A 13,468-nucleotide genomic window follows, 5' to 3' on the forward strand; every position below is an offset into this window, starting at 1 on the left:
CCGCGCGCGCCGCGCCGGTAGCCGTGTCGTGGTCGCCTCATACCTGCTGGCCGACGGCCTGTTCCAGCAACGGCTGCACGGTTGTGGCGCCGACCTGGTCAGCGAACCGCTGGGCACCCATCCCGGGCTGGCGCGCCTGGTCGCCAACAGGTTCCGGCGGGCCCTGCCGCCGGTGCTTGCCCCCACCGCCCGGCACGCATCGCGCCGGTCGAGCCCGCATCAGCTGGCCCGCGGCCGCGCCGTGCGCTCGGTGCCGTAGCGCCAAACGCCCACCGTCGAGCCACGCCGGTGCCCGGCGTTCCTTGATCTTTGCCCGCAGACGGGTGATCCTGGCACCATGCCCCGTCGCGAAGAGCCGTCGCGTGGGATCCTCGACCCGGTCGCCAAGATGTTGCGGTTGCCCTTCGGCACACCGGAATTCATCGACCGGATGGTCACCGGCGGGGTCAACCAGGTGGGCCGGCGGACCCTGCGCACGCTGATCACCACCTGGGACGCCGCCGGTGGCGGCCCGTTCGCGGCCAGCGCCATCGCGTCGACGGGGATGGCGAAGACCGCCGAGATCGTGCAAAACATGTTCGTCGGCCCGGTCTTTGGCCCGCTGCTGAAAATGCTGGGGGCCGACAAGGTCGCCCTGCGCGCCTCGCTGTGCGCCTCACAACTGGTGGGCCTGGGCATCATGCGCTACGGCATCCGCTCCGAGCCGCTGCATTCCATGTCGGTGGACGCGATCGTCGACGCGATCGGGCCGACGATGCAGCGCTACCTGGTCGGCGACATCACCCGGTGAACCGGGGTCGGGATCAGGCGGCCCGCTGCTGGTAGTCCCGCGCGATCTGGACGTAGCCGTCGGCGGTGATCCGCACCGGGTACACCGGCACCGAGATGGTCGGATCATCCAGGCACGAACCGTCTTCGAGCGAGAAGGCCTGCTTCAAGATGGGCGACTGCACCGTGACGCGGCCGTCCCGGTCGCCCACGATCCCGCGTGACAGCACCGCGGCCCCGGAGAACGGGTCGACGTTGCCGATAGCGTGCACCGAGCCGTCATCGAGCCGGAACAGCGCCGCCTGGGAGCTGTCGTCGAGCAGCACGCCGACGCCGCGACCCGGAATGAGGTGGTCGTAAGCGCAAGCGTGGGTCCACACCGCAATGTCGTTGAGAAGTGTCATGATCCCTTCCTCACTCTTCCGGAGTTGTCGCTGTACGAACCCGCGGCATACCAATGGACACAGGGATTTTGCGCCCGGCATGCTCGGTGAATGCCACCGTCGAGTCGACGGCATCCGGGGCGTTGACGAACGAAACGAACCGCGACAGCTTGTCCGGGTCGTCCAACACGCCCTTCCATTCGCACTTGTAGTTCTCGACGTGCCGCTCCATTGCGGCCTCGAATTCGGCGGCCAGGCCTAGCGAGTCGTCGCACACCACCTCGCGCACGTGGTCGAGGCCGCCGTCGAGGGAGTCGACCCACGGCGCCGTGCGCTGCAGCCGGTCGGCCGTCCGGATGTAGTACATGACAAACCGGTCGACATAGCGGACCAGCGTTTCGGTGTCCAGATCGCTGGCCAACAGCTGCGCGTGCTTGGGCGTCATACCGCCGTTGCCGCCGACGTAGAGGTTCCAGCCCTTTTCGGTGGCGATGACGCCCACGTCCTTGGAGCGCGCCTCGGCGCATTCCCGCGCGCAGCCCGAGACGCCCATCTTGATCTTGTGCGGCGCCCGCAGGCCGCGGTAGCGCAGTTCCAGATCGATGGCCAGCTGCACGGAATCCTGCTGCCCGTAACGGCACCAGTCGGTACCCACGCAGCTTTTCACCGTGCGCAACGCCTTGCCGTAGGCGTGGCCGGACTCCATGCCGCCGTCGACCAGGCGCTTCCAGATCTCCGGCAGTTGGTCGACCCGGGCGCCGAACATGTCGATCCGTTGACCGCCGGTGATCTTGGTGTAGAGCCCGAAATCCTGGGCGATCTGGCCGATCAGGATCAGGTGCTCGGGCTTGATGTCTCCGCCGGGCACCCGGGGCACCACCGAGTAGCTGCCGTTCTTCTGGATGTTGGCCAGGAAGTGGTCGTTGGAATCCTGCAGCGAGGCCTGCTCGCCTTCGAGGATGTGCTCCGACCCGGTGGAAGCCAGGATGGAGGCGACCACGGGTTTGCAGATGTCGCAACCCTTTCCGCGGCCGAAGCGCTCCAGCAGACCGGAGAAGGTCCGGATCTCGGTGGCGGAGATGATCTCGAAAAGCTCCGCGCGCGACTGGCTGAAGTGCTCGCACAGGGCCTTGGACTGTTCCACGCCCTCGGCCTCCAGCAGCTGCTTGAGCAGCGGGACGCACGACCCACACGAGGTGCCGGCCGAGGTGCACGCCTTCAGCGCCGGGACATCCGCGCAGCCGTCGGCGATCGCACACTTCAGATCGCCCTTAGTGACGTTGTTGCAGGAGCAGATCTGCGCCGAATCCGGCAGCGCTCCAACGCCCAACGCGCTGCTACTGCCGGAGGAGGCAGGCGCGATCAGCGCGAGCGGGTCGCCGGGCAGCTCGCTGCCGACCATGGGTCGCAGCACGCCATAGGAGGAGGCGTCGCCGACCAGCACGCCGCCGAGCAGCGTCTTGGCGTCGTCGGAGAGCACCAGCTTGGCGTAGGTCCGGTTGACCGCGTCGTTGATGGCAACCTCGAGGCAGTTCTCGGTCGTCCCCATCGCGTCGCCGAAGCTGGCCACGTCGACACCGAGCAGCTTGAGCTTCGTGGACAGGTCGGCCTCGCCGAACTCCGCGACCCCGTCAAGCAACCGGTCGGCCACCACCTCGGCGGAGGTGTAGCCCGGGCCCACCAGGCCGTAGCAGCGCCCGCCGATCGCCGCGACCTCACCGATCGCGTAGATGTCGGGATCGCTTGTCTGGCAAGCCACATCGGTCAGCACGCCGCCACGCTCGGCGCGGTCCAGCCCGGCCGCGGTGGCCAGTTCGTCGCGTGGCCGGATGCCGGCCGCGAAGATCACCAGACCGGCGTCGATGACCTGGCCGTCGGTCAGGCTCACGCGCACCGAGGTGGAGCCGTCCGCATGCTCGATCGACTCGATCGATTCGGTGCCCGTGCCGACGTGCACCGAGATGCCGAGCTCGCCGATCATCCTGGCCAGCAGCGCGCCGCCGGCCTCGTCGATCTGCTGGGCCATCAGCCGCGGCATCATCTCGACGACATGGGTCTGCAACCCGAACTGGCGCAGCGCATTAGCGGCTTCCAGCCCGAGCAGGCCGCCACCGATCACCACACCCGCGGCGGCGTGTGAGGTTTCCACCGTGCGCTGGGCGTCGGCGCGGATGGCGTCGAGGTCGTCAAGGGTGCGGTAGACGTGACAGGCGGGCAGATCGTGACCCGGCACCGGCGGCACGAAGGCGTACGACCCGGTCGCCAGGACCAAGGTGTCGTAGCCGTGCCGCTGACCGTCGGCGGTGACCACCGCCTTTGTCGCGCGGTCTATTTCAGTAACGCGCTGGTTGAGCACCAGCCGGACCTGCTCGTCACCCTCATATTCGTTGCCGGGCAAGGCCAGTAGCTTGCGATCCCAGCTTTCGGTGTACGAGGTCAGCCCCACGCGGTCGTAGGCCGCGTTGGTCTCCTCGGCGAAAACCGTGATGCGCCACAGTCCCTCGGTGTCACGGGCGCGCAGCGCCTCGACGAACCGGTGCCCCACCATGCCATGTCCGACTACGATGATGTGACGAGGCGCACAGCTGGCGCGCGAAATCCCGTCTGCAGACATGGCTTTGAGAGTAACGGCCGGAAATTACGTTCTTCTCGCCCAATGTGACGGTCCTATGACGAGGATCTCACAACTCACAGGAACCGATGTGATTGATCGTTCACTGCCGGCGAACGGCGAGGTGGAACTTAAGCGTGGTCGACTCATGTTTGGCGTAGTAGCCGGTCGCGCAGGCGCCGGTCACAGGAATTTCACAATGAAGCTCAAGGAATGGAAAGGGAAGCGTCATGAGCAACCTCGCATTGTGGTCGCGACCGGCCTGGGACACCGACCGGTGGTTGCGCGACTTTTTCGGCCCCGCCGCCGCGGCGGATTGGAACACCCCGGCGACCAGCGGTTTGCGGCCCGCCGCCGAGATCGTCAAGGACGGCGACGACGCGATCGTACGGGTCGAACTCCCGGGCGTTGACGTCGACCGGGACGTCAAGGTCGAGGTCGACCGCGGCCGCCTGGTCATCCACGGCGAACACCGCGACGAGCACGCCGAAGAGAAGGAAGGCCGCACGCTTCGGGAGATCCGGTACGGATCGTTCCGCCGGTCGTTCCAGCTGCCCGCCCACGTCACCGGCGACGCCATCACGGCGAGCTACGACGCGGGCGTGCTGACCGTGCGGGTCACCGGTGCGTACGCCGGAAGCCAGGCGCAGCGCATCGCGATCACCAAATAATCTCCGGCCCGTCCGGACGCATACCGGCCGGCGAATCCGGCGGAGCCGCAACGGCTCCGCCGGATTCATCGCATCAGCCCCAGCGGGCCAGCAGCTCCTTGGCGTGGGCCGCCAGCGCGGCCTGAAAGAAGGGCCCGAAACTGATCCGCGCGACGCCCAGCGGACCGAAGGACGCCGGGTCGTCCTGATCGGGCAGCGCGATCGCGTTGACCGGCCGCTGCAACTCCGCCGTCAGGCGCCGCAACGTGTCGGGGTCGTGGCGGCCCACCGGATAGAGGACATCGGCGCCCGCGGCGGCGGCCTTGTTCAGTCGGTCCACCGCCCGCTCGACGCGATCGGAGGCCTCGCCGTCCTGGCGCAGGAACAGATCGGTCCGGGCGTTGATGACGACGTGTACCCCGGCCGCGTCAGCGGCCGACCGCAGCTCGCCGACCAGATCGGCGTGTTCGTCGGCGGACCGCAGCCGCTTGCCCTCCGAGTGCACGCTGTCCTCGATGTTGCACCCCACGGCCCCGACGCTGAGCAGGCCCTCGATCAGCCGGCCCGCCCGCTGGCCGTAGCCGGATTCGATGTCCACCGACACCGGGACGTCGACCGCGGCGGTGATCTGCGCGACCCGGGTGAGCACATCGTCGAACGACATGCCCTCGTTGTCCGGTTTGCCGATCGAGTCCGCCATCGGATGGCTGCCCACGGTGAGCGCGGCGAATCCGGCGCCGGCGGCCAGCCGGGCCGACCAGGCATCCCACACGGTCGGCAGGATGACCGGGTTGCCCGGCCGGTGCAGTTCCAGCAGCGCGGCGGCCCGCTCGGCCGGTGTGGCACGTCCCGTCATAAGTGTTTGCTCCCTCGGCATCCCGGCCCAACGACCTGACGTCTGGCGTGTGCGGTGGATAGTATCGAGGGCGTACTGTGATCCGAAACACTGCCGAGGAGATCCTTTGACTCGCACGCCGAGCACGACTGGCACGACCGAATTCGCCGAACTACACGACCTCATCGGCGGCCTGCGGCGGTGCGTGAGCTCCCTGCGGGCCCGATACGGTGACAGCCCGGCCATGCGGCGCATCGTCATCGACGCCGACCGCATCCTGTCCGACGTCGACCTGCTCGACACCGACGTGTCCGAATTGGACCTGGCGGGCGCCACCGTGCAGCAGTCCGGTGAGAAGATCGTCATTCCCGACACCCAATACGACAGCGAATTCTGGCGCGACGTCGACGACGAGGGTGTCGGCGGTCACAACAGGTCCTGACCAACGTCGAACAACACAAGCCCCCCAGAAAAGGGGGGCTTGGTTCTGTGTACCCTTCGACCTACAGCCCGTTCGAAGAGGAACACACTAAATGAGCGCACCCACGGCGAACCGTCCTGCGTCCGGTGTCTTTTCACCCACGCGCGCCCGTATCCCGCAACGCACCCTGCGTACCGATCGGTGGTGGATGTCGCCGCTGCGGATCGATCTAGGCTTCGCCGCATTCATTATTTATGCGACGGCGCGGGCGTTCCAACAGGATTACTTCTTCGTTCCCAAATACCACTACCTGACACCGTTCTACTCGCCCTGCGTGAGCAAGGGTTGCGGTGAGGCCGGCGACATCTGGCCGCAGTTCCTGCCCGACGTATGGTGGCTGCCGTACGCCGCCTTGTCGCTGCCGTTCCTGCTGCTGTTCCGTCTGACCTGCTACTACTACCGCGGTGCCTACTACCGCACGGTGTGGCAGTCGCCCAGCGCCTGCGCGGTGGCCGAGCCTCGCGTGCACTACACCGGCGAGACCAAGTTCCCGCTGATCATCCAGAACACCCACCGGTACTTCTTCTATATCGCCGGCATCATCTCGGTGATCAACACCTACGACGCGATCGTCGCGTTCCACTCCGACAGCGGCCCGGGCGGATTCGGCTTCGGTCTGGGCAATCTGATCCTGCTCGGCAACGTCATCATGCTGTGGGTCTACACGCTGTCCTGCCACTCCTGCCGGCACGTCACCGGCGGGCGGCTCAAGCACTTCTCCAAGCACCCTGTGCGGTACTGGATCTGGACCCAGGTCAGCGTCATCAACACCCGCCACAAGCTGTTCGCCTGGATCACGCTGGGCACCCTGATGCTCACCGACTTCTACATCGCACTGGTGGCCAGCGGCACCATTCCTGACCTCAGGTTTGTTGGCTGACAAGCCATTTCGAAATAAATCACAGATTTAGCTAGCGAGGGTTTCATGGTTGAAATCGAGCGGCACACGTTCGACGTGGTCGTGATCGGTGCCGGCGGCGCGGGACTGCGCGCGGTTATCGAAGCGCGCGAACGGGGTTTGCGGGTTGCGGTGGTGTGCAAGTCCCTGTTCGGCAAGGCCCACACGGTCATGGCCGAGGGTGGTTGCGCGGCCTCGATGGGCAACACCAACCCGAAAGACAACTGGAAGACCCACTTCGGCGACACCATGCGCGGCGGGAAATTCCTCAATAACTGGCGCATGGCCGAACTGCACGCCAAGGAAGCCCCCGACCGGGTCTGGGAGCTGGAAACCTATGGGGCACTGTTCGATCGCCTCAAGGACGGCAAGATCAGCCAGCGCAACTTCGGTGGGCACACCTACCCGCGGCTGGCCCACGTCGGTGACCGCACCGGCCTGGAACTGATCCGCACCATGCAGCAGAAGATCGTCTCGCTGCAGCAGGAGGACTTCGCCGAGCTCGGCGACTACGAAGCCCGGATCCGGGTGTTCGCCGAGACCACGATCACCGAGCTGATCAAGGACGGCGACGCGATCGCCGGCGCGTTCGGCTACATCCGCGAAAGCGGCAACTTCATCCTGTTCGAGGCGCCCGCGGTGGTGCTCGCCACCGGCGGGATCGGCAAGTCGTTCAAGGTCACCTCGAACTCGTGGGAGTACACCGGCGACGGCCACGCCCTGGCCCTGCGGGCGGGCGCGTCGCTGATCAACATGGAGTTCGTCCAGTTCCACCCGACGGGCATGGTCTGGCCGCCGAGCGTGAAGGGGATCCTGGTCACCGAGGGTGTCCGCGGTGACGGCGGGGTGCTGAAGAACTCGGACGACAAGCGGTTCATGTTCGACTACATCCCCTCGGTGTTCAAGGGCCAGTACGCCGAGACCGAGCAAGAGGCCGACCAGTGGCTCAAGGACAACGACTCGGCCCGCCGCACCCCCGACCTGCTGCCGCGCGACGAGGTCGCGCGCGCGATCAACTCCGAGGTCAAGGCCGGCCGCGGCAGCCCACACGGCGGCGTCTTCCTGGACATCGCCTCGCGGCTGACCCCCGCGGAGATCAACCGCCGCCTGCCGTCGATGTACCACCAGTTCAAGGAGCTGGCCGGCGTCGACATCACCAAGGAGCCGATGGAAGTCGGGCCGACCTGCCACTACGTGATGGGTGGCGTCGAGGTCGACGCCGACACCGGCGCGGCCACCGTCCCCGGGCTGTTCGCCGCCGGCGAATGCTCCGGCGGCATGCACGGGTCCAACCGGCTGGGCGGCAACTCGCTGTCGGACCTGCTGGTGTTCGGCCGGCGTGCCGGTCTGGGTGCGGCCGACTACGTGCGTGCCCTGAGCAGCCGGCCGACGATCGCCGAGGACGCCGTGGCGGCGGCGGCCAAGCGGGCGCTGTCGCCCTTCGAGGCGCCGGCCAACGGCGCGGCCGCGGAGAACCCGTACACCCTGCAGCTCGAGCTGCAGCAGTCGATGAACGACCTGGTCGGCATCATCCGCAAGGAGGAAGAGATCACCGAGGCCCTCGAGCGGCTCAACAAGCTGCGCGAGCGGTTCAAGAACCTGCACGTCGAGGGGCAGCGCCGGTACAACCCGGGCTGGAACCTGGCCATCGACCTGCGCAACATGCTGCTGGTCAGCGAGTGCGTCGCCAAGGCTGCGCTGCAGCGCACCGAGAGCCGCGGCGGGCACACCCGTGACGACCACCCGGCGATGGACTCGTCGTGGCGCAAGGTGCTGCTGGTCTGCGAGGCGAGCGGCGGTGACGAGGTGATCCCCGAGATCACCATCACGAAGAAGGATCAGACGCCGATGCGGCCCGATCTGCTGGAGCTGTTCGACATCGCCGAGCTGGAGAAGTACTACACCGACGAAGAACTCGCCGGGCACCCAGGACGGAGTGGCAAATGACCTACAACGCGACGATGCGGGTGTGGCGCGGCGACGACGCCGACGGCGGTCTGCAGGACTTCACGGTCGAGGTCAACGAGGGCGAGGTCGTCCTCGACATCATCCATCGCCTGCAGCAGACCCAGACGCCCGATCTGGCCGTCCGGTGGAACTGCAAGGCGGGCAAGTGTGGTTCCTGCTCGGCGGAGATCAACGGCAAGCCGCGGCTGCTGTGCATGACCCGGATGTCGACGTTCGCCGAGGACGAGGTCGTCACCGTCACGCCGCTGCGCACGTTCCCGGTGATCCGCGACCTGGTGACCGACGTCTCGTTCAACTACGAAAAGGCCCGCGAGATACCGTCTTTCGCGCCGCCCAAGGACCTGCAGCCCGGGGAGTACCGGATGGCGCAGGAGGACGTGCAGCGCTCGCAGGAATTTCGCAAGTGCATCGAGTGCTTCCTGTGCCAGAACGTCTGCCACGTGGTGCGCGACCACGAGGAGAACAAGAAGGCGTTCGCCGGTCCCCGGTTCCTGATGCGGATCGCCGAGCTGGAAATGCACCCGCTGGACACCCGCGACCGGCGCAACGACGCCCAGGACGAGCACGGTCTGGGCTACTGCAACATCACCAAGTGCTGCACCGAGGTCTGCCCGGAGAACATCAAGATCACCGACAACGCGCTGATCCCCATGAAAGAGCGGGTCGCCGACCGCAAGTACGACCCGGTCGTGTGGCTGGGTAACAAGCTGTTCCGCCGCTGATCGCGCGCCGCCTTGCGGCTCGAATGTGAAGCTACCTTCACATTCGGCGCTCAACGTGCGACTGACTTCACGCTCGGCGACGTCGCGCCGTGGCGCGTTAGGCCACCGCGGGACTCGGGTAACCACACTGCATCCTGTCGGGCCGCCGCGTGCGGTCGTCTGTCCACGACCGGAAAGGCAGTTCATGAAACCCATGCGAGAAACCGCCAGCATCAACAACATTCGCACCGCGATCCGCCAGCTGTCGGTACGCGCCCAACTCGCGAACAAGGAAGGCCGGCACACCGACGCCGCCGAACTCGAGAGCCGCATTCAGGGCTTTCGGGAGGAACTGGGCCACCGCCCCTAGCAGGTCGACGGCTCAGCGACCCGATTAGGCGCCGAGGCGGCGGAACACGCTGCGATGGAACACGATGGGCGCCACCTCGGCGTCCACGGTCACCTCGTTGACCCGCAACACCACGATTGTGTGATCGCCCGCCGGAATGAGCTGCTCGATCGCGCTTTCCAGCCACAGGCCGGTGCCCTTGATGAACACCGCACCGGAGGACCGGGAGACCGTTTCCAGACCCGCGAACCGGTCGCCGGTCTTCGCGGCCAGCGTGCGCGCGGCCTCGTCATGCGCCTCGCCGAGGACACTGATGCCCAGCATCGGCAGGTCCTTGAGCTTGGGCCAGGTCGTCGAGGTGTTCTGCACGCAGAACGACACCAGCGGCGGGTCCAGCGAGACGGGGACGAAGGTGCTGGCCGCCAGGCCTTCCCGGGTTCCGTTCACCTCGGCGGCGATCGCTACCACACCGGACGGGAAGTGACCGAATGCCTCCCGCAGCGACGACGCTGTCAGCTTGTTGTTCGAGTTCACCGGACTTATTCGCCCCTAGAGCCGGAGACGGGATTTTCGTGTGTGACCCTACCCGGCGCCGGTTGCGCCGGCACGGCCACCCTCAGCCGTTTTCTAAGCGATCTGCCGAATATCCGTGCGCCGCGGCCACATCCGGATGGGCCCGCAGCCTGCTCTTCCAGGCGTTGCGCCCGTAGACCGAAAACATGGGGTCGGCCGGATCGTGCGACGGTGTCCAGTGTTGATCGGTCCGCGCCGCGAGCTCGTCGGGCAGCGACAGCACGGGTATCTGTGCGTCCAGGCGCGGATTGAAGAAGTAGGGCACCGAGATGCGGTCCCCGGCCTGCCCGTGCAGGCTGACCCGGTGCTCGGTGGCCCGCAGGTAACCGCGGGTGGCCACCTCCAGCAGCTCGCCGATGTTGACGATGAACGCCCCCTCGCGCGGCGGCACTTCGATCCAGCCGTCATCGGGATGGCCTCCTTTCCCGCCGCCGCGCCGGACCTGCAGGCCGGTGCTGCCCGGCTCGGCCAGCAACAAGGTGAGCACCCCGGAGTCGCGGTGGGCGCCCACGCCCTGCGCGCTGTCCGCGCGGGCCGGGTACCGGATGATCTTGATCAGGGTGGCCGGCGCGTCGGCGAAGGACGCGTCGAACACGCCGGGCGGACTGCCGAGCGAGGCCGCCCAGTGTCGCAGCAGGGTGCGGGCCACCGCGGACAGCGCGGCGTCCCACTCCTCGATGATCCCGGGCAGCTCCGGCAGCGCGGCCGGCCACTGATTCGGCCCCTGCAGCCACCGGTAATCCGCCTTGTCCAGCCCATCGAGCGCCGCGCGCTCCGGTCCGACGTCGATCTGCTCACGCCAATCCACCTCGCCGCGGGTCAGCTCGCCGCCGAGGCGGGTATAGCCGCGGAAATGGGGGCTATGCACCATCGCGACGGCGTCCTTGTCCGGTTGCGGCAGCTCGAACAGCCGGCGCGCCGCGTCCAGCATCCGTCCCACCAGGTCCGGCGCCACCCCGTGACCGGTCAGATAGAAGAAGCCCACCTCGTGGCCGGCGTCCCGCAGCCCGCGGCGCAGCAGCGCGGCATCGGCCCGCAGGTCCACCGTCGGCACCTCGTCGGGCGGCGCAGTGACGCCGCGCACACCGGTCACGGGTGGATCATCGCCGCAGGTAGATCGGACTTCAACGGCATGACCAGCAGCTTCCCAACCGGTTGGTTAATTAGGCAATGAAATCTAGCTCACATTGACTTGCATCCCACTGACGCGAGCGATATTTTAGGTCTTGTTACTGGTGGGTAACTTAGACCTAGTACCCAACCACAAGTGGCATTCTCAACGAGGAGGACCGTAGTGAGCCACTACAAAAGCAACGTCCGCGACCAGGTATTCAACCTGTTCGAAGTTCTGGGCGTTGACAAGGCGCTGGGCCAGGGCGAATACGCCGACCTGGACGCCGACACAGCCCAAGAAATGCTGAACGAGATCAGCCGACTGGCCGAGGGGCCGGTCGCCGACTCCTTCGTCGAGGGTGACCGCAATCCGCCGGTGTTCGATCCGAAGACGCACTCGGTGACCCTGCCGGAATCTTTCAAAAAGTCGGTCCAGTCCGTCATCGAGGCCGGGTGGGACAAGGTCGGCATCGACGAGGTGCTCGGCGGCATGCCGATGCCCCGGGCGCTGGTGTGGGCGCTGCACGAGCACCTGCTCGGCGCCAACCCCGCCGTGTGGATGTACGCCGGCGGCGCAGGCTTCGCCAACATCCTGTACCACCTCGGCACCGAGGAGCAGAAGAAGTGGGCCGTCATCTGCGCTGAGCGCGGCTGGGGTTCGACCATGGTGCTCACCGAGCCGGACGCCGGTTCGGACGTGGGCGCCGGGCGGACCAAGGCCGTCAAGCAGGAGGACGGCTCCTGGCACATCGACGGTGTGAAGCGGTTCATCACCTCCGCCGACTCCGGCGACCTGTTCGAGAACATCTTCCACCTGGTGCTGGCCCGCCCCGAGGGCGCCGGACCGGGCACCAAGGGGCTGTCGCTGTTCTTCGTGCCCAAGTTCCTGTTCGACTTCGAGACCGGCGAGCTGGGCGAGCGCAACGGCGTCTTCGTCACCAACGTCGAGCACAAGATGGGCCTGAAGGTCTCGGCGACGTGCGAGCTGAGCTTCGGCCAGCACGACGTCCCCGCCAAGGGCTGGCTGGTCGGCGAGGTGCACAACGGCATCGCGCAGATGTTCGAGGTCATCGAGCAGGCCCGCATGATGGTCGGCACCAAGGCCATCGCCACCCTGTCGACGGGCTACCTGAACGCGCTCGAGTACGCGAAGTCGCGCGTCCAGGGCGCCGACATGACCCAGATGACCGACAAGACCGCACCGCGCGTGACCATCACGCACCACCCGGACGTGCGCCGTTCGCTGATGACCCAGAAGGCCTACGCCGAGGGTCTGCGCGCGCTGTACCTGTTCACGTCCACCTACCAGGACGCGGCGGTCGCCGAGGCGATCCACGGCGTGGACGCCGAGCTGGCGGTCAAGGTCAACGACCTGATGCTGCCGGTCGTCAAGGGTGTGGGCTCGGAGCAGGCGTACGCCAAGCTCACCGAGAGCCTGCAGACCTTCGGTGGATCCGGCTTCCTGCAGGACTACCCGATCGAGCAATACATCCGGGACGCCAAGATCGACTCGCTCTACGAGGGCACCACCGCCATCCAGGCGCAGGACTTCTTCTTCCGCAAGATCGTCCGCGACAAGGGTGTGGCCCTGGCGCACGTGTCCGAGCAGATCCAGAAGTTCGTCGACAGCGAGTCCGGCAACGGCCGGCTGAAGACCGAGCGCGAGCTGCTGGCCAAGGCCCTGACCGACGTCCAGGCGATGGCGGCCACGCTGACCGGCTACCTGATGGCGGCGCAGGAGGACGTGACCAGCCTGTACAAGGTGGGCCTGGGTTCGGTGCGCTTCCTGATGAGCGTCGGTGACCTGGTCATCGGCTGGCTGTTGCAGCGTCAGGCGGCGGTCGCCGTGGCGGCGCTGGATGCCGGTGCCAGCGGCGATGAGCGGTCCTTCTACGAGGGCAAGATCGCGGTGGCGTCGTTCTTCGCGAAGAACTTCCTGCCGTTGCTGACCAGCACCCGCGAGGTCATCGACACGCTGGACAACGACATCATGGAGCTCGACGAGGCCGCCTTCTAGGTCCTCGACGGCAACGCACGAATCCCCCGCTTCGCCGTGTCGGAGCGGGGGATTTGCGTTCGCCGCAGCGATGAAAGGCCTGCCCGACAGCAAAAAGGCCGCCGCTGGAGTGAGGGGATCC

13 protein-coding genes and 1 pseudogene are annotated in these 13,468 nt (G+C 66.9%); 9 read left to right on the top strand and 5 right to left on the bottom strand.

The annotated features are described in order from the left end of the window. Together A5659_RS03115 and A5659_RS03120 are read left to right on the top strand one after the other, a co-directional pair. Positions 1-259 (top strand): annotated as a pseudogene (locus A5659_RS03115) (sirohydrochlorin chelatase); the annotation flags it as partial. A gap of 78 nt (positions 260-337) precedes the next feature. Continuing rightward, entirely contained in the window at positions 338-790 is a 453-nt protein-coding gene (locus tag A5659_RS03120; protein ID WP_066866188.1) for a hypothetical protein, read from the top strand. 13 nt (positions 791-803) lie between these two features. Here A5659_RS03120 and nirD read toward each other — a convergent pair whose 3' ends face one another. Together nirD and nirB are read right to left on the bottom strand one after the other, a co-directional pair. Continuing rightward, the gene (gene nirD, locus A5659_RS03125; protein WP_067179274.1) at positions 804-1,172 is read right to left on the bottom strand and encodes a nitrite reductase small subunit NirD; all 369 of its coding nucleotides are present in this window, start codon (positions 1,170-1,172) and stop codon (positions 804-806) included. 10 nt (positions 1,173-1,182) lie between these two features. Continuing rightward, a complete protein-coding gene (gene nirB / locus A5659_RS03130) occupies positions 1,183-3,765 on the bottom strand; it encodes a nitrite reductase large subunit NirB (RefSeq protein ID WP_082975882.1) in 2,583 nt (860 codons plus the stop codon). A gap of 227 nt (positions 3,766-3,992) precedes the next feature. On the opposite strand from nirB, the gene A5659_RS03135 reads away from it, so the two are divergent. Next, positions 3,993-4,433, top strand: a complete 441-nt coding sequence (locus tag A5659_RS03135; RefSeq protein WP_066866194.1) for an Hsp20/alpha crystallin family protein — start codon at positions 3,993-3,995, stop codon at positions 4,431-4,433. Positions 4,434-4,506: 73 nt separating this feature from the next. On the opposite strand, the gene A5659_RS03140 is transcribed toward A5659_RS03135, so the two are convergent. After that, positions 4,507-5,268: an isocitrate lyase/phosphoenolpyruvate mutase family protein gene (locus A5659_RS03140; protein ID WP_066880763.1), complete on the bottom strand. Its 762-nt coding sequence runs from the start codon at positions 5,266-5,268 to the stop codon at positions 4,507-4,509. A 106-nt stretch (positions 5,269-5,374) separates the two neighbouring features. Between A5659_RS03140 and A5659_RS03145 the strand changes: the two genes are divergently transcribed. From A5659_RS03145 to A5659_RS28050, 5 genes are all read left to right on the top strand, one after another. Then, positions 5,375-5,689, top strand: a complete 315-nt coding sequence (locus tag A5659_RS03145; RefSeq protein ID WP_066866199.1) for a hypothetical protein — start codon at positions 5,375-5,377, stop codon at positions 5,687-5,689. Between the two features lie 91 nt (positions 5,690-5,780). Beyond that, positions 5,781-6,608 carry a hypothetical protein gene (locus tag A5659_RS03150; RefSeq protein ID WP_066866201.1) on the top strand — a complete coding sequence of 276 codons (828 nt, stop codon included), beginning with the start codon at positions 5,781-5,783 and terminating at the stop codon, positions 6,606-6,608. Positions 6,609-6,653: 45 nt separating this feature from the next. Beyond that, on the top strand, positions 6,654-8,573 hold the full coding sequence (locus A5659_RS03155) for a fumarate reductase/succinate dehydrogenase flavoprotein subunit (protein ID WP_067179278.1): 1,920 nt from the start codon (positions 6,654-6,656) through the stop codon (positions 8,571-8,573). Then, complete coding sequence (locus A5659_RS03160) at positions 8,570-9,316, top strand: succinate dehydrogenase/fumarate reductase iron-sulfur subunit (protein ID WP_007768969.1); 747 nt, start codon at positions 8,570-8,572, stop codon at positions 9,314-9,316. The genes A5659_RS03155 and A5659_RS03160 overlap by 4 nt, the downstream gene beginning before the upstream one ends. A 184-nt stretch (positions 9,317-9,500) precedes the next feature. Next, entirely contained in the window at positions 9,501-9,665 is a 165-nt protein-coding gene (locus A5659_RS28050) for a hypothetical protein (protein WP_197497902.1), read from the top strand. A gap of 24 nt (positions 9,666-9,689) precedes the next feature. Here A5659_RS28050 and A5659_RS03165 read toward each other — a convergent pair whose 3' ends face one another. Both A5659_RS03165 and A5659_RS03170 read right to left on the bottom strand, forming a co-directional pair. After that, positions 9,690-10,178: a flavin reductase family protein gene (locus A5659_RS03165; protein WP_066866205.1), complete on the bottom strand. Its 489-nt coding sequence runs from the start codon at positions 10,176-10,178 to the stop codon at positions 9,690-9,692. A gap of 82 nt (positions 10,179-10,260) precedes the next feature. Further along, a complete protein-coding gene (locus tag A5659_RS03170; RefSeq protein WP_067179279.1) occupies positions 10,261-11,301 on the bottom strand; it encodes an isopenicillin N synthase family oxygenase in 1,041 nt (346 codons plus the stop codon). A 210-nt stretch (positions 11,302-11,511) separates the two neighbouring features. On the opposite strand from A5659_RS03170, the gene A5659_RS03175 reads away from it, so the two are divergent. Next, positions 11,512-13,347, top strand: coding sequence for an acyl-CoA dehydrogenase (locus A5659_RS03175; protein WP_066866207.1), 1,836 nt, complete (start codon positions 11,512-11,514; stop codon positions 13,345-13,347). Positions 13,348-13,468 lie beyond the last annotated feature (121 nt).

Source organism: Mycobacterium sp. 1165196.3 (assembly GCF_001673415.1).
In the GTDB taxonomy this organism is placed as follows: domain Bacteria; phylum Actinomycetota; class Actinomycetes; order Mycobacteriales; family Mycobacteriaceae; genus Mycobacterium; species Mycobacterium europaeum_A.

Bases quoted from the DNA above. Each gene is read 5' to 3' on its own strand.
- A5659_RS03120 (WP_066866188.1), top strand. From the start codon at position 338: ATGCCCCGTCGCGAAGAGCCGTCGCGTGGGATCCTCGACCCGGTCGCC.
- nirD (WP_067179274.1), bottom strand. From the start codon at position 1,172: ATGACACTTCTCAACGACATTGCGGTGTGGACCCACGCTTGCGCTTAC.
- nirB (WP_082975882.1), bottom strand. From the start codon at position 3,765: ATGTCTGCAGACGGGATTTCGCGCGCCAGCTGTGCGCCTCGTCACATC.
- A5659_RS03135 (WP_066866194.1), top strand. From the start codon at position 3,993: ATGAGCAACCTCGCATTGTGGTCGCGACCGGCCTGGGACACCGACCGG.
- A5659_RS03140 (WP_066880763.1), bottom strand. From the start codon at position 5,268: ATGACGGGACGTGCCACACCGGCCGAGCGGGCCGCCGCGCTGCTGGAA.
- A5659_RS03150 (WP_066866201.1), top strand. From the start codon at position 5,781: ATGAGCGCACCCACGGCGAACCGTCCTGCGTCCGGTGTCTTTTCACCC.
- A5659_RS03155 (WP_067179278.1), top strand. From the start codon at position 6,654: ATGGTTGAAATCGAGCGGCACACGTTCGACGTGGTCGTGATCGGTGCC.
- A5659_RS03160 (WP_007768969.1), top strand. From the start codon at position 8,570: ATGACCTACAACGCGACGATGCGGGTGTGGCGCGGCGACGACGCCGAC.
- A5659_RS28050 (WP_197497902.1), top strand. From the start codon at position 9,501: ATGAAACCCATGCGAGAAACCGCCAGCATCAACAACATTCGCACCGCG.